This window comes from Pantoea sp. PNT03, from assembly GCF_014852515.1.
In the GTDB taxonomy this organism is placed as follows: domain Bacteria; phylum Pseudomonadota; class Gammaproteobacteria; order Enterobacterales; family Enterobacteriaceae; genus Pantoea; species Pantoea leporis.
The window spans coordinates 751,563-772,033 of the sequence record NZ_JACVBT010000002.1; the positions used below are offsets into that span (position 1 = coordinate 751,563).

Here is a 20,471-nt window from a genome sequence, read left to right on the forward strand (position 1 = left end):
GGTAATCACATGATCTTAAGTGTCAATCACGTTGGTTTTTCAGTTAAAAATATTGAAGACTCATTATTATTCTGGACTCAGATTCTTGGCGGTAAATTATTACGTGAAGGAAAAATGTCTGGGCCTATAATCGATGAGGTTACAGGTGCAAGGGGAGCTGATGTACGGATGGCTTTGCTTGAACTGGCTGATATCCGAATTGAATTACTCCAATACAATAACATTGAGCAGCCAGAAGAACCTTCAGCGCCCTATATCCCAGGCTACGCTCACCTTGCTTTTATGGTTGAGGATCTTGATACGCTCTTAGGCAAAGTATCGGACTACGGTTGGAAGACGCCGGGTAAACCTCAAACAGTGTCGTCAGGACCCATGCAGGGTACCAGAGTAATATATTTACAAAGTCCTGATGGTCAGACGCTTGAATTGATGGAACGCAGCCAATGAGACCCACATATTATTAGCTGTTATCCTTTAATTAAACCGTGATGTTTGCAAAGCCCGCTTAGGGAAAAGAGTGGACGACGCCAGGCCAATTTCTGTTTTTAGCGAAAAGCGTACATTAACGCTGCCCTTATAATTAATAAGGGCAGCGTTAAATCACAGCGAATTAATTAACGTGTATAGATCAGTTGTGTAGCGGTAATGTGCCAAGCACGATGGCGCCTGACAGCATGCACAATACTGTTCCCACCGCCCATTTAAGGCTTGCGCGCTGATTCAGCCCGTAATCCAGATTAAGAATGCCGACAAGAAGGTAAGTTGACGCAACAAGCGGGCTGAGCAGATGAACAGGTTGTCCAATCAGTGAAGCAACGGCCATCTGCATAGGCGAGATTCCGTAGCTTGTCGCTGTCTGCGCAAGAATGGGTAAAACGCCAAAATAGAACGCATCGTTTGTCATGAAGAAGGTGAACGGCATGCTGATCAGCGCCGTGAGGATGCCGAGCCAGGGGCCGGCTGAGGCTGGCAGTGAATTTACAAGACTGTTAGACATGGCATCTACCATACCTGTTCCGGACAGGATGCCGGTAAAAATTCCTGCTGCAAAAATGAGAGAAACAATGGCAAGCACGTTCTCTGCATGTTTGGCAAGGAGCTCCTTCTGATGCTTCAGGTTAGGGAAATTCACTAGCATCGCCACTGCAAAGGCGATCATAAACAGTGTTGCCATAGGAAGCATGCCCAGAATTAACATAACCAGTAGGGCAATGGTCAGCGCTGAATTAAAGAGATAACGATAATTAGTTACAGATGTAAGCTGCCCGGTCTCTTCACTCAGATCGATTTTAATCACCCCAAGCCGGCGACGTTCGCGCAGTCCAAAAATAACGGCAACCAGCACTACCCAGGCAAGGCCACAGATCATAATGGGCAGAAGCAGCATAAAGAGCTCTCCAACGTCTACCTTCATGGCGCTGGCAGCGCGCGCTGTTGGTCCTCCCCACGGGAGCATGTTCATTACGCCGATTGAAAGCAGCAGTACGGTGGCCATGTACTGAAGCTTTATTCCCAGCCGACGATACAGTGGAAGAAGTGCTGCCGTACAGATGAGATAGGTGGTGGCACCATCGCCGTCGAGCGCCACGCTGATATCAAGGATAGCAGTGCCGATCACCACTTTAAGCGGATCGCCTTTTACAATACGAACAATGAGACGGATAAAAGGATCAAAAAGCCCGGCCTCCCGATAGGTTCAGGATCATGGATGTAGTCACCATCAGCTACACTAAGGGCATCAAAATAGGTATCTCTGTTCTGGAACTGTGTGAATCTTCCGCACATAGGTTGTTCCTCCTTATGGAAGGATAGCTCGTTTAGCGCTGTTTCAATGACGAGGAGATATGTGCTGACACCATATGTTTCGATTCGGTTTTTTGGTGGACTGACATGAAATATACGCATTGAATAAAACCGCCGGCAGCATAGGCAAAGCTTTGGGATTATACGTAATGGCTTGGTCTGATAACTATAAACCCGGCTTACATTAGGCGCTTTGTAAGGGATCTCTTCTCTGCTTCACTATGTGAAGCAATTGCCGGATTTGTTCTTTGATTGGCTTCACGCTATCTCTCATCGCCGGCGCAATATCTCATCAAAATTCATACGCTAACTTCCAAGACATGACGCGTCTCTCTATGGCGTGACATTTACCTTCTGGAGGTCGTATGGAGAATTCAACCCGTCAGTATGGCGGTGAGTACGTGGCGACAAAAACCAATAATCCGCCAAAGCGTACTGCCAAAATCATGATGGCAGCCGGGATTGGTCATTTTATCGAGTGGTTCGATTTTGGCTTATATGGGACCCTGGCGGCGATTATTGCCAGTAACTTCTTTGTCAGTTCTGACCCTGCTACCGCACTTCTGAAATCTTTTGCTGTATTTGGATCCGGCTTTTTAATGCGCCCGCTGGGTGGCTTCTTTTTCGGTTCCATGGGCGATCGTCTGGGACGACGCAAAGTGTTGGTGACGGTAATTGTCATCACCTCAATATCTACATTTGTGATGGGCATTCTGCCGACCTGGCATCAGGTGGGAATTGTCGCACCGGTGCTGTTGGTGATGACTCGATTAGTACAAGGATTCGCCGCAGGTGGTGAGAGTTCCGGCGTAATCACCTATCTGGCAGAAAGCGCTGAGCCGCATCGTCGCGCCACGCTTACCTGCTGGAGTGAGAACTTCAGTTTCATGGCGTTTGTTTGCGGCTCTGGACTGGTGCTGCTGTTGACCTATTGGTTGGGTGAGACGGCAATGAATGACTGGGGATGGCGCATTCCTTTCCTGCTCGCAGCACCGCTCGGATTGGGTGGGTTATATATGCGCCGCAACATGGAAGATTCGGCTGAATTTCACAAGTTAAAAGCCACCGGCAAAATCGAAAAATCGCCACTGCACACAGCCTTGAAAACCTCATTGTCGGCGTTGCTGTTTTGTACCGGTTTCGTCGTGATCAAAGCGGTCAGCAGCTGGGTGCTGCAATCCTTTATGCCCGGCTATTTGTCTACGCATCTGCACTACAGCCGTACTGATTCTTATCTCATCACCACGCTGGGCTTACTGAGCGTCGCTATTTGCATGCCAATCACGGGCTACTTGTCTGATAGATGGGGACGACGGCCGCTGATGCTGGTGGCATGCGCTGGTTTCATCCTGTTGACCTATCCCGCCATGCTGCTAATGACACAGGGATCGGTGGGCAGCTCTATCGCGGCAATGAGTGTATTGGGTGTGTGTGTTGCGTTGTTTAACGGTGGCTGTGGCGCAGCAATGGTCGAACTGTTCCCCACAGCGATTCGCTATGGCGGCATCGCGATGTCCTACAACCTGACTGTGGCGGTGTTTGGCGGTGTAACACCCCTGGCATCCGCCAGCCTGATCTCCTTAACGGGAGATCCGCTGTCACCCGCCTGGTACGTGATGATCACCGCGCTAATTTCATTCATTGCAGTGTGGTTTGCAAAAGAAACTGCCGGAAAAGTGTTGAATTAACGGAAACTGGAGCCTTTATGCACATAACGAAAGTGGAATGTTTCCCACTCAAAATCACCCCGGAGCATGCCTACCTCGGCGGTAAGCCGGACGGAACCGGCCCGGATTATTACTATCGTCCAGAATACCGCTGCGTCTACTCACGCAAGATGGAAACCTGCCTGGTGAAAATTACCAGTAGCGAAGGGCATGTAGGGTGGGGAGAAGCCCTGGCGCCCGTGGTGCCTCAGGTGATCGCAGAACTGATTAAGCAGCTGTTCGCGCCATTGTTGATAGGGGAATCGCCATTCTCTGGCGGCGTGCTCAACTCAAGGATGTATGACTCCATGCGCGATCGTGGACATACCGGTGGTTATCATATCGACGCTATTGCAGGTGTGGATATCGCATTGTGGGATCTCAAGGGAAAAATTCTTGGTCTTCCGGTCCATCAACTACTCGGCGGTGCCTTTCGCGATGTGATCCCTTGCTATGTCTCGGGTTTACCTGAGCCTGATATTGAAAGCCGCAGCCGCCTCGCCAGGCAATGGCAGGAGAAAGGCTTTAATGCCGTTAAGTTAGCTCTGGGCTACGGCGTGCGAGAAGACATTAAAAATATTCGAGCCATTCGTGAAACGCTCGGCGATGAGGCGCAAGTCTTCATTGATGCGCACTGGAATTACGGTGTGGCAGACGCTACTGATTTAGCAGCGCAACTGCACGCGCTGGGCGTCGGCTTTCTCGAAGCACCACTGCTGCCAGAAGATATCGTCGGCCACTGCGAATTGCGTGCCAAAAGTGCGGTCAGCATTGCGTTAGGTGAAACCGAGCGTACGCGTTATCAATTCAAAGCGGTGATTGAACAGCGCGCTGCAGATATCCTTCAGCCCGATGTCGGCAGAACCGGCATTAGCGAGCTGATGCATATCGCGTCGCTGGCCGAGACATGGAATTTACGTGTGGCACCGCATTTAAGCGTGGGTCTAGGTCCTTGCATCGCCGCATCGATCCATGTTGCCGCCGCCATACCCAACCTGTTTATGCTCGAATATCAGCCGCCAGTTTTTGCCCTCGCTAATCAACTGCTCAAGCAGCCACTGATTTGCGAACGCGGTGAGTATCACCTGCCGCAGGGCGCAGGGTTAGGCATTGAAATTGATGAAGATCGCGTGCGCGACGTGATGATGGAGGCTGCATGTTAAAAGGTAACATACCCATTCTCGCCACGGCATTTGATGAGCAGGGCCAGCTGGATTTGGCATCCATTGAACGTCTGGTGAAATTTCTGCTGCAACAAGGCATTGATGGTCTTGCATTGTTTGGCAATGCTTCCGAAGGCTACGCCTTAACGCAGGATGAAAAGCAGACCCTGTTCTTTTGCGTCAAAAAGCTGGTGGGGGATTTACCGCTGGTGGCTGCTGCTGGCGGTGCTTCATCCGCTGTTGCCATTGAAGACATCAACAGGGTGCATCGCTGGGGAGCTCAGGTGGCGATGGTCAATCCGCCTTCGGTGGTTAAGCCCGGTCCGGAGGAGATCTATCACTTCTGGCGAGACATATGCCAGGCCTGCGAAATCGATATCATGATCCAGGACGCGCCTCTGATGACGGGCGTTAACATTCCCGTTTCGACGCTGGTGCGTTTGTGTCAGGACTTTCCTGCCATCAGGTATATCAAAGTGGAACAACCGCCGACGACGTTGAAAATCACTGCGTTAAAACAGGCGCTTGGAGATAGCGTAGGCCTGTTTGGCGGCTTGAACGCAGGTTTCCTCTTTGAGGAGTTATGCCGTGGTGTAACGGGCACCATGCCTGCTTGCGAATTCCCGGACGTGATTAACGCCATCCTGGCGGCATGGCAGCAAGATCGTCAGGAAGCGCAAGCGCTGTTTTATCGCTATCTACCTTTCCTGCGCTATGGAGTGCAACCGGGGATCGGGGTAGCCATACATAAAACAGTGCTGCATCAGGCAGGGATTTTTGCCAGCGATTATGTACGTGAGCCGGCGAAAAGTCTGGATGACGCCACGCGTCGGGAATTGAAAGAGATCACGGATTTCCTGCCTCTCGCCGTGTTAGGAGGACGTCCATGAACTATATCGCGGTGGATTGGGGTACCAGCAACTTTCGCGCCCTCAGCGTGCGCGATGGCGTAGTGATTAAATCTGTGCAAGACAGCTGCGGCGTCGGCAAGTGCCAGCGCTCAGCGTTGCCTGAGATTTTAAAGCAGCAGCTGCATCGGCTAGAGGATGCTTACGATGAACAAATACCCGTGCTGCTCTGCGGCATGATTGGCAGCAATATCGGTATTGCTGACGCCGGTTACCTCAATATGCCACTTAGTTTTTCGCAACTGCTGGGTAAAGGCCTGGAACTGCCGGGTATCCTGCCAAATCCGCTGACCATACGGCCCGGTATTTGCGATAAACGAGTGAATGAGATCTGCCGTGGTGAAGAGATGCAACTGGCGGGTGCGCTCACGCTTTCTGATGCCTCCACATTCGCCGCCGTCGGCACCCACAGCAAATGGCTGTGGGTTGAACGCTCGCAGCAGCAGGTCACTGAGATGCAGACCTTGATGACTGGCGAACTTTATCATTTGTTACTCAATCAATCCGTGGTGGGTAAAGGGCTGCCGGAGCAAGTTCACTCACCGGCCGCTTTTCAGGCGGGAGTCGAAACCGCGCTATCAGTGGTGCATGAAAAAGTTGAACTGGTGACGGAACTGTTTCGCTGCCGAGGCCGTTATATTCTTGGTGCTTTGGCACAGGAACAGGCCGCTTCCTGGCTTTCCGGATTGCTCATTGGATACGAAGTTGCATGCGGACATCCCAGCGGCGATAAAACGGTATGCTTTATTGGTAGTGAAATGCTTTTGCCACGTTATCGATTGGCATGTGAGGTTTTGCATCGTCGTTATGAACTCTTAGCCGCCGAAGACGCAATCATAGCCGGATTAAATGGGGTATTTAGTTATGGTGGATAATAAGCAAATCATCGCTATCCTCCGCGGGATAACGCCAGAAGACGCAGTGCCGCATATTGCCTGCCTGGTTGAGCAGGGCATTCATCGTATAGAAATCACTACCAATTCACCTAACTGGGAAATCAGCCTGCGACAAGTCCGCCATCGCTTTGGGAATGATATCCAGCTTGGCGTGGGAACTGTCACCACGGAAGATCAGGTGCAGCGCAGTTTTGCAGCCGCTGCGGATTTTATTCTGACTCCTAATTTAAACCCGGCTGTGATTGCGCAGGCTAAACTATACGGACTTGTAGTGTACGCGGGGGTGTTTTCGCCGAGTGAAATATTCACTGCTATCGATCTGGGAGTGGATGTGATGAAAGTTTTTCCGGCCTATTCGCTACCGAAAAATTATCCTCAACTGGTGAAAGGTCCACTCTCTCAGCCCGTAAGCTTTTCAGCCGTGGGCGGGGTAGGGGTGGAAAATGCAACTGAGTTCCTGCGTTATTACGACAGTGTGGGACTGGGTTCTACGCTATATAAAACCGGGCAGCTCGTGTCTGAGACAGCTGCTCGTTGCGAGTTACTGCTGCAGCATCGGCAGTGATTCTCCGCTAATTTTCTTCGCTGCCGACGTAAGGTACAAACGTAAGCTCTCAATATCCATTTTTTCACTGCTGATATTCGATAGTGCGATCGCTGCCTGCATGCCGGGAATATTACATGCCAGACGGTAATCTCCCGCACCAAAATTTTTGGCAAACACCTGATGCCGACGCGACTCGTCAATATCATTTCTCAGCAGTTGATAATCGTGGATACCAATCTGGCTGATAATCTCTTCGTCGCTCATCGCTGATAGAAGCTTAATGCCGATCACCGAATCATGGACCGGATATGACTCATAATTGCCTATGGCACGCGCAATACTCTTTCCGCCGCGGGTATGAATCAAATAGACCACCTTATTTCCACTTAGAACACCGATCACGATGGAGATGGCGTGATTCCCGCTCTCTTCAAGTAAGTCCATTACCGCATTGTAAAATGCTGAATTGTGAATCGCGTGAGCCGACAAGCGGTGGATACCGATACCTAAACTGTATTTGCGGTTGGCATCGCGCTGTACCATATCCAATGTCAGCAAGGTCTGTATCAATCGCGTAACCTTAGCTGAATCCAGTCCAAGCTCCCGTCCCATTTCACGAATTCCATGCGGACGAGTCGCTGTCGCAAGTAAGTTCAGGCAGCGGAAAGCATCGTATACTGTGCTGTTCATAGATGGCCTCATTGATAACTATGGTTTGAAAATGATAAATCCTATTGTTTCAGCGTGATATGAATTCAGAAAGAGATTGTGATGCACGTAAGAAGAAAGCATTAAGAGGGATAACCAGGTTAACAACCCCGGCTCATCAATATTAGTTAGAACCGCATAGCAAATGGTGAATAATGCTCCATTCGAAAGCCCGCTACATGCCATAAAATGACACTGATCAAAAATAATAATTTAACTGGCATGTGACGTATTAATCCTCTTGTTATTTTTTGAGCTATGCCATAAAACCGGATAGGAGGGCAGCCCCTCTTAAATTAGAAGGATAAATATCATGGGTCTTAAACCTGGTCCAAAACCAATAGCTAAATCGACAGGAAAGCCTGATCAGCGTCGGCGTGACAACAAAGATACTCTCGGAAATACTCCAGGATTAAAACCTAGTAAATCCACTGGGAAATAATAATATGGGAGGGTGATAAAGGTTAACTCCCTCCTATTCCCTAATTAATGGACACTCGCATCTTAAATCCTCCCACTTATAAATCGCTGTCCCCTAGGCACGTCACTCACTCTTTTCAAAAAATCTCCAATCGAAGCCTCAATAACTGGCACACTCAGCGCCTCAGCATCAACAACCATCCGTAGCCCATGCCCATAAGCGAACCCCGGCAGAAATTGATAACTACAACATACATCCTGCTGTTCATCTTGTCCTATTTCCTGCTCACGCTTCTCAACAAACTGCCAAAATGTCAGCCCACCAAAAATCGCATAAGCCTGTTTTTCTCGGTGTAGAAAGGTACGGCTAACGATTTTGCCTTTGCTATTCACATTGGGAGTTGTTTCATATCGCGCCTCTTCTTCTTGTTCCTGCTGACTGAGCATCGCCCAGGTTTCATTGAATGCGCGATCATGTACCGCATCTTGAAAGGCCAACTTAGCCGTGATGATTTCAGCATTCCAGAGATCGGCGGGATCGCGGCCGACAAAATAGATATCACTCCATGCCCAAATATGGTCAGGGTTATCTTTGTAGTATTGGATATCGCAATCATCATAGAACAACCCGCCACAACGCTGACGTCCACGATAGATACGGTTTTTAAGTTCGATGACTTTTTTACGACGCTGACGACGAGAAAGGGAAATGAAGGGGCGGTGTTTATTGAAAGGCGACATGGAAACTCCTTAACCGGCAACGCTAATGCGGCTGGAAGCAGTCCAGCCGCATAGGCTAGCAAAAGGCGAGGTTGAGGAACAGTCGTCACGGAAAGAAAATTTAACTGTACACCACCACTGTAATCCCTTCATCCGCATGCAATTAGACAACGTAACGGCTGCGCATAGGTCGCTGCAACCTCGGGAAATCCGCTATGAGCGAACAGCGGACATAATTAGCTACCTTAAACTTTATATTCCGTTGATTTTATTTTGACATTATTATGAAAATTATTTTGTCATACATGGAGTTAGACTAATGAGTATCTACGTAAGAACAGCTCAACTCTCTGATATCGAGGGTATGTTCGACGTCAGAACATCGGTAATGGAGAATCACCTGAGTCGTGAAGAGATGCGGCAGATGGGTATTACCGAAGGCGTCGTAGGCGATATGATTGAAAAAAGTCTTTGCGCATGGGTTGCGACTGAAAATAACAAAATTATTGGCTTCTCCATGATTTTGCCGGATGAAGGCTGTCTGTTTGCAGCCTTTGTTCTGCCTGAATATGAAGGCAAAGGAATAGGTCGCAGGCTTGTTAGGCTAGCTGAGCAGGAGTTATTCCAACATCATGAGATTGCCTGGTTGGAAACCGATAAAAATAGTCGAGCGGCGAAATTTTATATGCAGCTCGGTTGGGGTAATGAAACAGATCTCAATGGCACTGACATCAAATTAGAGAAATCTCGTGGCGTTTAATTCACAGCAATTTTAATCGATGTCCGCTTCTGGCACAAAGCGGACATGCTCGCGTGGCAAGGTCTACTATGAGCGAGAAGCAGACCTATCGGCTCTCAATGTAGGCTGCAATATCACGTTGCAGCTTTCTTGAAGAGAGTTTTAACATGCAAAAATTCCTCAAGTCTCTTTTTGCCATGTTGTCACCAAAAGATTCAATCACCGTCATACTGTGCTCTTGTTTCCCGGAAATAGCTTGCGGATGTAATAATCCAAGACCATAAAGGTAGCATCCGCAGAAGCATTTCTTTTCCCATATCTGTAATCGCATAAACCACCCGGGGCAACTTTTCCTCATAATCATAGCGAGATATAAGCCCGTCCCGCTCCAGATGTCTCAGTGTTCGCGTCAGCATTCTTTGAGTGACACTCGTAAGGTAGCGGCGTAACTCTCCGTAACGAAGAGGTCCGTTAGTACCAAGAATATGCAGCACGCCCAGCGACCAGCGATTACCTGCATGAGCCAGGATCTCACGTTTTAGGCCCTCATCATCGTTGCTTAATTCCTCACAAAATTCCCTGGAAAATTGCAACAGTGCTTCCCGCTCAGACTCCATATCACCTCCGGTATCATGCGTGTGCCTAATTGAACCAGGTCATGTCAGCTGTCAGGATGACGTTTTAATACAACAGGAAGCAACAATGAATACTGAAAAGAAATCTAAAGATACTGTTTTAATACTCGGTGCAGGCGAGCTTGGTATTCAGGTATTGAGAGCGATGAGCAATAAAGTGCAGGAACATACCGATGTAAAAATTAGCGTGTTACTTAGAAGCGAAGCCGCTTATGCCATTTCTGGCTCGCGCAAGGCACGGCTGGATGAACTGACGAAGCTTGGAATCGCTGTAGTAGAGGGCGATCTGCAGGAAAACAGTATTGATGAACTGAGTGAACTATTTGCTGCTTTCGACGCCGTCATCAACTGCAGTGGTTTTGTCGGCGGGCCGGGAACACAGATAAAAATTACGCAGGCGGTATTCAAAGCGGCTGTAGCCCGCTACTTCCCATGGCAATTTGGCGTTGATTATGACGTAGTGGGTAAAGGCAGCGGTCAACAAGTTTGGGATGAACAGCTCGAAGTTCGCCACCTTTTACGCCAGCAAAACGCAACATCGTGGGTCATCGTATCCACAGGCATTTTTACCAGCTATTTGTTTGAGCCCGGTTTTGGTGTGATTGACGCGCAAAGTAAAACCGTCTGTGCCTTAGGAGACTGGAAGCACGCGGTAACGCTAACTACACCAGAAGACATTGGCAAGCTGACTGCGGACATTTTCTTCCATCAGCCCACTTTCAAAAACGAGATTGTCTATATTGCAGGTGATACGCTGACTTACAGCGAGCTTGCGGATTTAATGAGTGCTTACTGGGGCATCAAAGTAAACAGAAAATTACTGGACAGGCAACAGCTTCAGGGTGATGCGCAGCACAATCCGCAAGATATTGGTGCAAATTACCGAATTGCTTTCGCACGGCCAGACGGCGTAGCCTGGAGTAAGCGCAATACTTACAATCACCGTCAGAGAATTTCAACTACAACGGCCAGTCAATGGCTGGCAAAACAGCACGGCATGTAGCACTCCGGTACTGTTAAGCTCTATTTTAAGCGGTGCAGAACAAAATCAGATGCCGACGTTGTGAATATCTATTGCTCTTGTCTTCAGAGAAAAAAAGCCACTGCAATTTTGCTGAAATTGCGGTTTACCCACCTATCCATAGAGCCAGAGCTTAAAATGAAAGCCCTAATATATTTAGGGCCCGCCTTCGCCCTAAATCAATTCTTCAACGTCCGCTTTTGGCACAAAGCGGACCTAAGACCGGGAACGGTCCGCTATGAGCGAAGAGCGGACAGGATTGATGTCATCCCCAGCACATTGAACGAGCCAGATAATTAATCTAAGCGAAGTACAACCTCTGATAAATAATTGAAGCTTATCGGAGGTATATTAACCTTATGAAATTTCTATAAAATATTCCAGTTTTGATAGCAGATGTTAATTTCGCGGAGCGATGCAAGCATTAGCTTGGGAATGGTTGCCTGCTCGAAAATTTTCATATGGTGAAGGTGGTTTTTAGGGGCAGTATGCACAATGTATTTAAGCATTTCCCAAGTCACATTCTCCCTTCGGATATTGAGACCACCGATCCTAGGTTTGGACGAGTAACATCGGCGTATGTAGCGCTGTAACGCTATCGTTACCGGCACATTAAGCAATACCAGTCCTGTGGCACGTTCAAGTCGGGGGGATATGCACTTTGTGTAATTACCCTCTATCACCCATCTTTCTTTACGAATTGCCTCTTCATGCAAGCGATAAAAATCTTCTGGTTCACGTGGAACCCATTTTGTATCAGGCAGATGATGCAGTTGATCAAGATGAATTAAAGGTAATGACGTTTTAGATGATATAGCTTTTCCCAATGTGGATTTACCACTATTTGATGGCCCCATGATGCAAATGCGTGGCCCCAGGTCACCTAATGATAAAGAAATATTCACTCATCGACCTCTCAAAACCCAGTAAGAATTACCGATGAAAATTATAATTATATTAAAATGTTATGTAAATTTAATGCTGCCTGGTAAATGCAGGTAGTATTACTATGCAATCATTTCTGTGCGAAATTGGCTACTTCCGTTCTGGCATAGAGCAGACTGACTTACTGGGCTAAAGGTCCGCTTTGAGCGAACAGCGGACGTTTACCAACTTTAACTTGCATATACTCAATTTTTACACTGTATATAGGCAGCTACCGGCACGTTTATAAGAAACAATCGACATGCAATCTGCGTATCTACTGGAACAAAATGCGTGCCCCGTGCAATATTCCCACCAGGTATTTTGCCGGAAATAAATTTTTTAAGGCTTATTAGTATTTCATCTGAAAGATTAATTCATAGCTGCGTTAAATATCCTTTAGGAAGTCAGGAAACCGGCCCACAACGCGTTTAGATTGCTGTCACCGGTATGTAATAATCCCCCTGAAAGTGAGATGACATACGGTTTGCCTCATGGCCCGGCCCCATAATGAATAAGTCGTGCCCGTCCCGCCGGGCTTCAGCACGGCGCGGCAGAATGTGCCGGTAAACATTCATCTGCATTTCAGTCAGTTCTGCCGCACTACCTTCAAACGGGAAGCGCAGGAACATGCATGGACTGGACGTCTTCTTCCCGCCACGCTCATCTTTATCCTCGCGACAGCCAAAGGTCAGTGTCAATCGAATATTGCCGGAGGAGCTGTCAGGCTCAAAACGTTCTGCGAACCAGGTGGGGGATTGTCCGCGAAGGAGGCGCGCCGCCTTTTTAAGGCCCTGCTCACGCTGCTCCGTGTGGAAATCAATACTGTAAAGGTCGGCGCTTTCACACTGGTAGCTGAAGGTCACATCAGAAAGCGCGGGCGCTAAGCCATGTGGTTTCCGGTTCCGTCATGGTGCCAGCGTTTGATAAAAGACTGGGCTGCAGGCCGCGAAAATGCCACTCCCTGGTCTGCCTGTAACGCGCCGGGGGAAGACAAAAATATTTTGTAAAGGTCCGGGTGAAAGCCTGCTGATTGGTAAAGCCAAACTTTTCAGCGGCATGGATAACAGGTGCGCTGGTCATTTTCAACAGGATGGCCGATTCGGACAGTCTGCGTTCGCGAATGTAGGTGGCCAGCTTCATGCCCGTTTCCTGGCGAAACAATCGCTGGAGATGCCACTTACTGTAACCGGACTTCTCTGCCACTTCGTCGAGGATGATTTTTTTATCAAGATTCTCTTCAATCCAGATAATGAGATCGCGGGTAAAACTTTTCATTTGGATTGGTCCCGGTGCATCATTAAATTACGCATCGCTTGTTACCCATGTTCATGAGCAAAAACAGATGCGTTGTTGAATGCCTGAGAAAATAAAGCCGCTGGTTATTGTCCAGTGAGACGCTTTCAATGAGGCCTGAGAGGCCTTTACATGCGCTAAGTCACTCGTGTCTGCGTCCGGGCAGGGAACCTGCCGCAAAAAATCATAACTCAACAAGGCTGGCAAAAACGTGCTCGTGAATAAAATGCCAGCATCTCACGAGCACCGGTTCTTTCTTATTGGAGGTTCTTTGCTGAAGCAATTAGCGCACTTTTATTTTCAGTCAAATATTCCCGCACCGTTTTCGCTGGCCTGCCGAGAATATAAGGAAGATCGTTTTGCACCATCGACATATAGGACATCCTGCCATCAAGCATCTGGGTAACGAAATCAATGTTTGCGTTTGCGTACCAGCTGTCAGCCCCTTGAGAGATAAGTGAATCAATCAACTGACGGAATCCTTCCAGTCCTTTGTCTTCGCACCTGATTTCAAGCCCGGTCACCTCACTCATAAGCGCGGCAATTTCTTCACCGTTCAAACTTTCCACGCTCAGCCAGTAATGCTGACCGGCATGACGCGCAGGCCCATCGAAGAGCACTTTTGCGGCTACGGCGGCAATGTCCTCGGGCGCGATATAGCCGACTCTCCGATCGCCCCAGTAAGTCGTGTAGGTGAAATTTTTGGGGATATAAAGGCCGGTGAATACATTCATAAACATATTTGGATGGAGATGCGTCCAGGCAATACCACTCGCCTCGATATATTTTTCAATCATCTGATGCCATACAAAGTGGGCATCCGTGGTATCCCATTCAGCGAACACACCCACATGCACGATATGGCTCACACCTGCCTTTTTGGCTGCATCCACCAGGGTTTTACTCTGCGTGAGCATGGCAACGCTGTAGCCGGTTAAGAGGAAAACGCGATCTACGCCCGCCAGCGCGAGCGCGAAGGTCTCCGGTTTATCAAGATCGAGATAAACGCCATCTTTTCCATCCCTGCGCAGCTGGTCTACCGTGTCTTGCTTGCGTGAAGCGATACGAAGATGAACCTCTTTGTCGTCGAGTTCTTTGACGATATGGCTACCGATAGTTCCGGTAGCGCCCAGAATCAGTACGACGGGCTTCTGATGCATTGCCATGAGTTCAATACCTTATTCAGTTTGTTGATAGAGCGTCAGAGCGTCGACACGTTTCAGGAAAGGGCATGTCTGAACCGGCCACAACGGCTGCATACCCGGGTCGCTGCGTGAGCTACATAAAGAGCGCGCGCGTCAGACGCACGGCATAGTCCGAGTCGGGATTAGTGGTGCTGTCGCCAACCCGTTCCATAATCGCCTCGATGGCGAGGTCACGACGTTTCGGCAGGCGGGCCCGCTCTGTCGCGGTCAGAGCATCCGTCAGTTCATCGCGCGTCAGGTCCGTGCAGTAGCCTGGCGAGCCTGGTTGCTGGCGCCATGATTCGCTGAGCGGTCCCGCATAAACAGCGTCGAGCCCGGTCTCGTCGACCAGCCTTATCGCCACATCCCGTTCACGCTCGCCGCTGGCAGCAACGGGAATGGCGATCCGCCCGGCTGTCCCTGCAGGGAGGCCTTTCTGTGCAAAGGAAGCGGAAGTAATGGCGTTCCACGCTTTGGCGATGGGGCGGCCAAGCTGCTCTGCAACCCACTCGCTTTCGGTTTGGCCGGCTTCGATGTCAGCGATTTCACCGTCACGTTTTGGATAGTAGTTGGAGGTGTCGATTATAACGGTGCTGGCAGGCACGCTGGCGAACAGCGGGGCGATCTTCGGAATGGCGCTGAGTGGTGTCGACAGGATCACTACGTCGACGCCCGTCAGGGCTTCAGTGGCCGTGACGGCACGGGCGCCATGAGTCAGGATTTCGCCTTCGATCGTGTCAGGACCGCGTGAATTGGCGACCTTGACGTCATGACCAGCAGCGCTGAGTTTCATAACCAGCGTTTTACCGATATTGCCGGTGCCCAGTATGCCAATATTCATGATCTCATCCTCGTTACGATTAATCGCTGTGTAATTGATGCGGTGGAGGACGGGGCGGATAAAACAATGACGCCCCATCCTCTGTCAGTCGTGTAAGGTGACACTGGTGTCGACCGGTACACGATCCATGCGGAACCGGTTACCGGGCGCCGCCTCATCCGGGTAGCCGAAAGATATGCCAAAGAGCAGTTTCAATTCGTCAGGCACGCCGAGGAATTCACGGATTGTCTGGGCAAAAAAACCAAGCGAAGTTTGGGGAATACCACCGAGACCACGCGCCGCGAGCGACAACAGGAAGGTCTGTCCATACATACCGATGTCTCCTGCAACGCGCACATTGTCACCAAATGAGGGCATGAACAGGAACGCGACCTGGGGAGCATTAAAGAACGAGTAGTTCATCGCGCCCACGCGATGCCGCCCCTCCTTGTCCTCGCGCATCACGTTCATGGCTTCATAATAGGCCTTGCCTAGCGCGTCGTTACGCTTACGATATTCGCCGTAATAGTCGTTCTGGTCGAAAGTAAAGTCCGGTGTGAATTCTCCAGCATCGTTTTTGACGTGCAGAATTCTGGAGAGCTGCCTGAGCTTCTCGCCGCGGACGATGTGCGTATTCCAGGGCTGCGTATTGCAGTTAGAAGGTGCGTACTGAGCATCTTCCAGCACCTCCCGGATAATGCTTAAAGGCACGGGATTATCGAGAAAGCCACGGACAGAGCGACGCGTGCGGATAGTTTCTCTGAACGACAGCGTTTCATCTGGTGAGGTTTCGGCGCTGGAATGAATGAGATTCATAGTCATAACTGCTTCCTTTGTTAGGGTGAGTGTCTGTCAGGTAGCCATGACCATAACGTCATGGACACGACGGCCCTGGGCGACAATTTCTTTCGATCATCAGATGACCTTAATGGTGGGTCATATTCCGCCCAAACATCTCTAGTCAGCAAGACTCTAGCGTACTAGATAAGTTAGCGAAAACAGACTGTAGTCGGCCTCTTTAATCGTTTCGAGGTCTACAGAGGTCCTGCAAAGTCTCGCGAAGCAAAATAAGTCCAGCTTCGTCCAGCTTACAGGCACTCTTGATCTTCTTAGTAACGCCCAGGATTTCTTCCCGGATATTCTCGGCACGTGGGGTCAGATTGACCAGCACACGTCGTTCATCGTTCGGGTCTCGGGTACGAGTAACAAAGCCGGCTGTCTCAAGACGCTTGACAAGCGGCGTGATAGTGCCCGTGTCCATATCGAGAGAGGTGCCAAGCGTGCCAACTGATAACGGCGATCCGTTCAGGAGTTCGAGTATTACCAGGTACTGCGGAAACGTCAGCCCTAACGGCTCCAGGAACGGCTTGTGCATCCGGGCCATACGGTTAGCTGCCCCATAGAGAGCAAAAGAGAGCTGCATACCAACGCTGCGGGACATAGTCATCATTATCTCGAACGATATCTTCTAGTGCACTAGAGTAAGCCATTACACAACTTTTTCAAGAACCATGACTACCTTCCCGGCCAAAAAATCGTCGGCTGTGCTGCGCTCCTTGAGCCTGAAAAGGCTATCTGGATTAAGTAGTGAAAGGCGGTTGGCCTGTTCTTCAACGTAAGCTTACAGGCATTGGCCCGATTATTTCCCGGTGATTAAATTAACATAATGGTTGCTAAGTCCGCTTCTGGCACATTGCTGATGGCCTCTTCTGACAGCAACAATCAGCTAACACATCGGCATACACTTGTAACTAAAGCCCGCATTATTTCGCCCGAAACTGTTGATGAAAGTAAGCAATAACTTACCAAACACAGCAAACATCGGAGCACGTAATGACCATTTCACAGCGGCTTTTCCTGACCTTCTCGCTACTGGCGATATCACTGATCGCACTCGTTACCACATCCGTTAATGTGGTGACCGGATTTCAGGCACGTTTTAAGTACGTGCAAGAAAACACTATCCCTTCCATTACAGATATTGACGACCTGATTGATACGAGCAACAAAATTATCATTAGTCTTTACCGGCATCAGAGTTCAAAAATCCTCAGCCAGCAGGCAAAGTTTGAAAAAGAGATTAACGAAAATATCGACCAGCTGACGGAAGGTACCCGGCACTATCTTGAGGTGAACGTTTCTAACGACGAAGATCGACAGATGACTGAGCGTGAACTTGCCATTATTCAGCAAATGCGTGCCAGGTTACCGGCTTTTTTTGCTGGTTCCAGAGCGCACAATGATGATGTGGCGATGCCCGACCTGCAGGGAAATGACGGTGTAGGCGCGACCACCCGTAGCCTGATTTATGACTATCTGAAGCAGCGTCAGCTTAACGTCGGCATCGGCAACGCATTCGACGCGCATAACACCCGTACTTATCATAAGACTTTATGGACACTCATCGCGGGTTCTGCCGCGGGTATCGTGATACTGGGTTATTTCACGGTAAGAACCATTCTGTCTATTCGCCGCCATCTGAATGGCATGCGTACCGTAATGGAGAGCGCAAGTGAAAATCTTGATTTAACCCTTAGGGCAGATGAGTCTCGTCGCGATGAGATAGGGCTTACCGCGAAAGCGTTTAATCAACTTGTAAGCAAGGTTGACACTTCACTTAAGACCGTCGGGCAGGCGGCATACTCCGTCAGCGTTTCTTCAGGCGAAATAGCCGCGGGCAATGATGATTTATCCTCGCGGACCGAAGAGCAGGCTGCCTCCCTGGAGGAAACCGCAGCCAGCATGTATCAGCTCAGCGAGACGGTCCGGCAGACGGCCGAAAACACCCGGCTGGCCAGTAAGCTGGCGAAAAATGCCCGTGAGATTTCTGATGACAGTTCCGTCAAAGTCAGCACCATGATTGGTACTATGTCAGACATCCGGAGCAGCTCGGCCAAAATCACAGACATCATAGCCCTGATTGAGGGCGTGGCATTCCAGACCAATATCCTCGCACTTAACGCAGCGGTCGAGGCCGCCCGCGCCGGTGAGCAGGGTCGTGGTTTTGCGGTTGTGGCTGGCGAAGTCAGAAACCTGGCACAGCGCTCTTCCGCCTCTGCCCGTGAAATCAAGGCGCTGATTGAATCCTCGATTGCTTTTGTTGAGGCGGGTACGTTACAGGCCAGCGAAGTTGGTGAGAACATGACGCGGATGGATGACGCTGTTCGTCAGGTCAATGAGCTGATAGACGGAATTTCGGTTGCCGCGCAGGAACAGTCTCTGGGAATAAGCCAGGTGCATCAGGCGATCAATCAGATGGATGACGTGACGCAACAGAATGCCTCGCTGGTCGAAGAAGCATCTGCAGCTGCCCATTCACTGACCGAACAGGCTGAAGCCCTGAATGGCATGGTCTCAGCGTTTACTATTAGTGAAGGCGTTTCTATCCTTAAACCAGAAGTTAAGCTACACAGCAGCAAACTTGTTATGCAGCCGGTAACGTAAAAGCCGTTGTCTGAAACATTCCACAGTAGCGACGACAACTGGGCTAAGTGCTGACAAAATCAGACAGCCGGCGGTATATGCGGCTGCCTGAGCTTATCCGGCCCACACAAGGAAATCCGAATGCACAGTAAGATAAAGAGTGGCGCTGCCGAAACTAATTGGTCAACTTATTGGTATGGGTACTCGAGCCCCCTATCCCCACAGGCAGGGAACACTTATCCATTATCAGGCTGTAGTACAATGAAGCCAGGCAATGTTCGCTTCGGGTTGTGAGTTCAACGCTATCCTTAACCATGGGGGACGTTGCCATGAAAGGAAGAACGCGTACTTATTACAAGACAGAACAGAAAGCGATTATCTGGGACAGATAATCGCGAAGTGATTACCTGCATGATATCGCCAGAATGTTCGACAGATATCATTTTTCTATTATGCACACTATTCAGCAGACTGGTGGGTATCGCCCCTGGTGAGAAAACGGTATCGGTAATCTTTTTCACTTGCTGAAAGAGAGGAAATATCCAGAGGGCTGGTAGCAAAAATCACCATCAGGGCGATCGCAAACAACTTATCAAGAGCCCCCTCAGCGATCAGCCGCTTGATCAGGAGGTACAGAGGTGCAAAACAATACCGGGCAGCAAAAGCCAATGCTGCCTCGTGGGAAAGTGCTCTGAGACCAAAACTCTGCAAGCTAATGAAAGCACCACATTGTGTAAAATTATTGCTGAGAAGATGCATCAGGACTGGTCGCCGGAATAAATCGCCGGTTGGCTGAAACCCTGTTATCCGGATAATCAGGAAATGCATGTGTCACACAAAATGGTTTAAAAAACGCATTTTATACAAATCCGTGGAGCATTAAAAAACAACTGCATCAATGACTCAGAAGCGGAAGAACGGTACGTTGATCCCCAAAGTCTTCACTTAAAGGGAAAGGATTGGGATCAATCCCGGATGCGATATCTGTCACCCAAAAGGCCAGCTGAAGCCGCAGACAGAACCATACCTGGCCACTGGGGAGGTGATCTGATCCAGGGCTCTAAAAACTCCTCTTTCGTCATCCTCGTTGAACGCCGTTTCCGCTTTGTTATGCTCACCATAATCACGGACAACAAAAACAAAATTGTTATATCTGCACTTATCAAAAAAGCGCGGAGATTACCTGATGAGCTTTATATAGCACTAACATGGGATCGAGGCGCTGAAATGACCAGCCCCGCTCGATTTACTGTAGCGACAGACATTCAGATTTATTTATGTGATCCTCAATCTCCCTGGCAGCGTGACTCAAATGAAAATACTAACAGGCTGCTCAGACAATATTTTCCGAATGAACTGACCTGACTGTTAACAGCCAGCAAAGACCTAACAGTGTTGCCACTCAGCTAATTTAAAGGCCGAGAAAAACGCCAGACTATGAATCACCCGCAGAACGGTTCAATAGTGTATTGCATCCATCGGTTGAACTTATAGTGAGAAGCGGACGTTCGGAATTTTTCTCACTGCCCCATAGAAGCATCACAAACATTGCACTGAG

General features: G+C 49.3%; 20 protein-coding genes and 1 pseudogene. 10 read left to right on the forward strand and 11 right to left on the reverse strand.

Annotation, left to right across the window (positions count from 1 at the left end; all coding sequences use genetic code 11):
* Nucleotides 1–9 precede the first annotated feature (9 nt).
* Nucleotides 10–447 carry a VOC family protein gene (locus IB226_RS11495; RefSeq protein WP_137387207.1) on the forward strand — a complete coding sequence of 146 codons (438 nt, stop codon included), beginning with the start codon at nucleotides 10–12 and terminating at the stop codon, nucleotides 445–447.
* A gap of 181 nt (nucleotides 448–628) precedes the next feature.
* On the opposite strand, the gene IB226_RS11500 is transcribed toward IB226_RS11495, so the two are convergent.
* A complete protein-coding gene (locus IB226_RS11500) occupies nucleotides 629–1,663 on the reverse strand; it encodes a citrate:proton symporter (RefSeq protein ID WP_192235623.1) in 1,035 nt (344 codons plus the stop codon).
* 505 nt (nucleotides 1,664–2,168) lie between these two features.
* Here IB226_RS11500 and IB226_RS11505 point away from each other — a divergent pair.
* Genes IB226_RS11505 through IB226_RS11525 form a run of 5 tightly spaced genes read left to right on the forward strand, consistent with a single transcriptional unit; the run spans nucleotide 2,169 to nucleotide 7,041 of the window.
* On the forward strand, nucleotides 2,169–3,491 hold the full coding sequence (locus IB226_RS11505) for an MFS transporter (protein WP_225608265.1): 1,323 nt from the start codon (nucleotides 2,169–2,171) through the stop codon (nucleotides 3,489–3,491).
* A gap of 17 nt (nucleotides 3,492–3,508) precedes the next feature.
* Nucleotides 3,509–4,672 (forward strand): mandelate racemase/muconate lactonizing enzyme family protein, encoded by a 1,164-nt coding sequence (locus IB226_RS11510; protein ID WP_110866997.1) that lies wholly within the window; start codon nucleotides 3,509–3,511, stop codon nucleotides 4,670–4,672.
* Nucleotides 4,666–5,562 carry a dihydrodipicolinate synthase family protein gene (locus IB226_RS11515; RefSeq protein ID WP_192235503.1) on the forward strand — a complete coding sequence of 299 codons (897 nt, stop codon included), beginning with the start codon at nucleotides 4,666–4,668 and terminating at the stop codon, nucleotides 5,560–5,562. The genes IB226_RS11510 and IB226_RS11515 overlap by 7 nt, the downstream gene beginning before the upstream one ends.
* Nucleotides 5,559–6,455, forward strand: coding sequence for a 2-dehydro-3-deoxygalactonokinase (locus tag IB226_RS11520; RefSeq protein ID WP_192235505.1), 897 nt, complete (start codon nucleotides 5,559–5,561; stop codon nucleotides 6,453–6,455). The genes IB226_RS11515 and IB226_RS11520 overlap by 4 nt, the downstream gene beginning before the upstream one ends.
* The gene (locus IB226_RS11525; RefSeq protein ID WP_192235507.1) at nucleotides 6,445–7,041 is read left to right on the forward strand and encodes a bifunctional 4-hydroxy-2-oxoglutarate aldolase/2-dehydro-3-deoxy-phosphogluconate aldolase; all 597 of its coding nucleotides are present in this window, start codon (nucleotides 6,445–6,447) and stop codon (nucleotides 7,039–7,041) included. The genes IB226_RS11520 and IB226_RS11525 overlap by 11 nt, the downstream gene beginning before the upstream one ends.
* Here IB226_RS11525 and IB226_RS11530 read toward each other — a convergent pair.
* Both IB226_RS11530 and IB226_RS11535 read right to left on the reverse strand, forming a co-directional pair.
* Nucleotides 7,018–7,713 carry a helix-turn-helix domain-containing protein gene (locus IB226_RS11530; RefSeq protein ID WP_101761095.1) on the reverse strand — a complete coding sequence of 232 codons (696 nt, stop codon included), beginning with the start codon at nucleotides 7,711–7,713 and terminating at the stop codon, nucleotides 7,018–7,020. The genes IB226_RS11525 and IB226_RS11530 overlap by 24 nt on opposite strands.
* A 522-nt stretch (nucleotides 7,714–8,235) precedes the next feature.
* Nucleotides 8,236–8,892, reverse strand: a complete 657-nt coding sequence (locus IB226_RS11535) for a hypothetical protein (protein ID WP_192235509.1) — start codon at nucleotides 8,890–8,892, stop codon at nucleotides 8,236–8,238.
* Nucleotides 8,893–9,190: 298 nt separating this feature from the next.
* On the opposite strand from IB226_RS11535, the gene IB226_RS11540 reads away from it, so the two are divergent.
* Entirely contained in the window at nucleotides 9,191–9,631 is a 441-nt protein-coding gene (locus IB226_RS11540; RefSeq protein ID WP_101761092.1) for a GNAT family N-acetyltransferase, read from the forward strand.
* 194 nt (nucleotides 9,632–9,825) lie between these two features.
* On the opposite strand, the gene IB226_RS11545 is transcribed toward IB226_RS11540, so the two are convergent.
* Nucleotides 9,826–10,227 carry a helix-turn-helix domain-containing protein gene (locus tag IB226_RS11545; protein ID WP_192235511.1) on the reverse strand — a complete coding sequence of 134 codons (402 nt, stop codon included), beginning with the start codon at nucleotides 10,225–10,227 and terminating at the stop codon, nucleotides 9,826–9,828.
* An 85-nt stretch (nucleotides 10,228–10,312) separates the two neighbouring features.
* Here IB226_RS11545 and IB226_RS11550 point away from each other — a divergent pair, with 85 nt between their 5' ends.
* Nucleotides 10,313–11,248, forward strand: coding sequence for an aromatic alcohol reductase (locus IB226_RS11550; protein ID WP_192235513.1), 936 nt, complete (start codon nucleotides 10,313–10,315; stop codon nucleotides 11,246–11,248).
* Between the two features lie 386 nt (nucleotides 11,249–11,634).
* On the opposite strand, the gene IB226_RS11555 is transcribed toward IB226_RS11550, so the two are convergent.
* The 7 genes from IB226_RS11555 to IB226_RS11585 all read right to left on the reverse strand — a co-directional run bounded on the left by IB226_RS11555 (nucleotide 11,635) and on the right by IB226_RS11585 (nucleotide 16,931).
* Nucleotides 11,635–12,171, reverse strand: a complete 537-nt coding sequence (locus IB226_RS11555) for an AAA family ATPase (protein WP_192235515.1) — start codon at nucleotides 12,169–12,171, stop codon at nucleotides 11,635–11,637.
* A 450-nt stretch (nucleotides 12,172–12,621) separates the two neighbouring features.
* Nucleotides 12,622–13,056 (reverse strand): hypothetical protein, encoded by a 435-nt coding sequence (locus IB226_RS11560; RefSeq protein WP_192235517.1) that lies wholly within the window; start codon nucleotides 13,054–13,056, stop codon nucleotides 12,622–12,624.
* A gap of 1 nt (nucleotide 13,057) precedes the next feature.
* Nucleotides 13,058–13,468, reverse strand: a complete 411-nt coding sequence (locus IB226_RS11565; RefSeq protein WP_192235519.1) for a helix-turn-helix domain-containing protein — start codon at nucleotides 13,466–13,468, stop codon at nucleotides 13,058–13,060.
* 275 nt (nucleotides 13,469–13,743) lie between these two features.
* On the reverse strand, nucleotides 13,744–14,652 hold the full coding sequence (locus IB226_RS11570; protein WP_192235522.1) for an NmrA family NAD(P)-binding protein: 909 nt from the start codon (nucleotides 14,650–14,652) through the stop codon (nucleotides 13,744–13,746).
* Between the two features lie 112 nt (nucleotides 14,653–14,764).
* The gene (locus IB226_RS11575; RefSeq protein ID WP_192235524.1) at nucleotides 14,765–15,511 is read right to left on the reverse strand and encodes an NADPH-dependent F420 reductase; all 747 of its coding nucleotides are present in this window, start codon (nucleotides 15,509–15,511) and stop codon (nucleotides 14,765–14,767) included.
* 84 nt (nucleotides 15,512–15,595) lie between these two features.
* A complete protein-coding gene (locus IB226_RS11580) occupies nucleotides 15,596–16,312 on the reverse strand; it encodes a nitroreductase (RefSeq protein WP_192235526.1) in 717 nt (238 codons plus the stop codon).
* A 196-nt stretch (nucleotides 16,313–16,508) separates the two neighbouring features.
* The gene (locus tag IB226_RS11585) at nucleotides 16,509–16,931 is read right to left on the reverse strand and encodes a MarR family winged helix-turn-helix transcriptional regulator (protein ID WP_225608267.1); all 423 of its coding nucleotides are present in this window, start codon (nucleotides 16,929–16,931) and stop codon (nucleotides 16,509–16,511) included.
* Between the two features lie 392 nt (nucleotides 16,932–17,323).
* On the opposite strand from IB226_RS11585, the gene IB226_RS11590 reads away from it, so the two are divergent.
* A complete protein-coding gene (locus IB226_RS11590; protein WP_192235528.1) occupies nucleotides 17,324–18,934 on the forward strand; it encodes a methyl-accepting chemotaxis protein in 1,611 nt (536 codons plus the stop codon).
* Between the two features lie 308 nt (nucleotides 18,935–19,242).
* Nucleotides 19,243–20,399: pseudogene (locus IB226_RS11595) on the forward strand (IS30 family transposase).
* The last annotated feature ends 72 nt before the right edge of the window (nucleotides 20,400–20,471 follow it).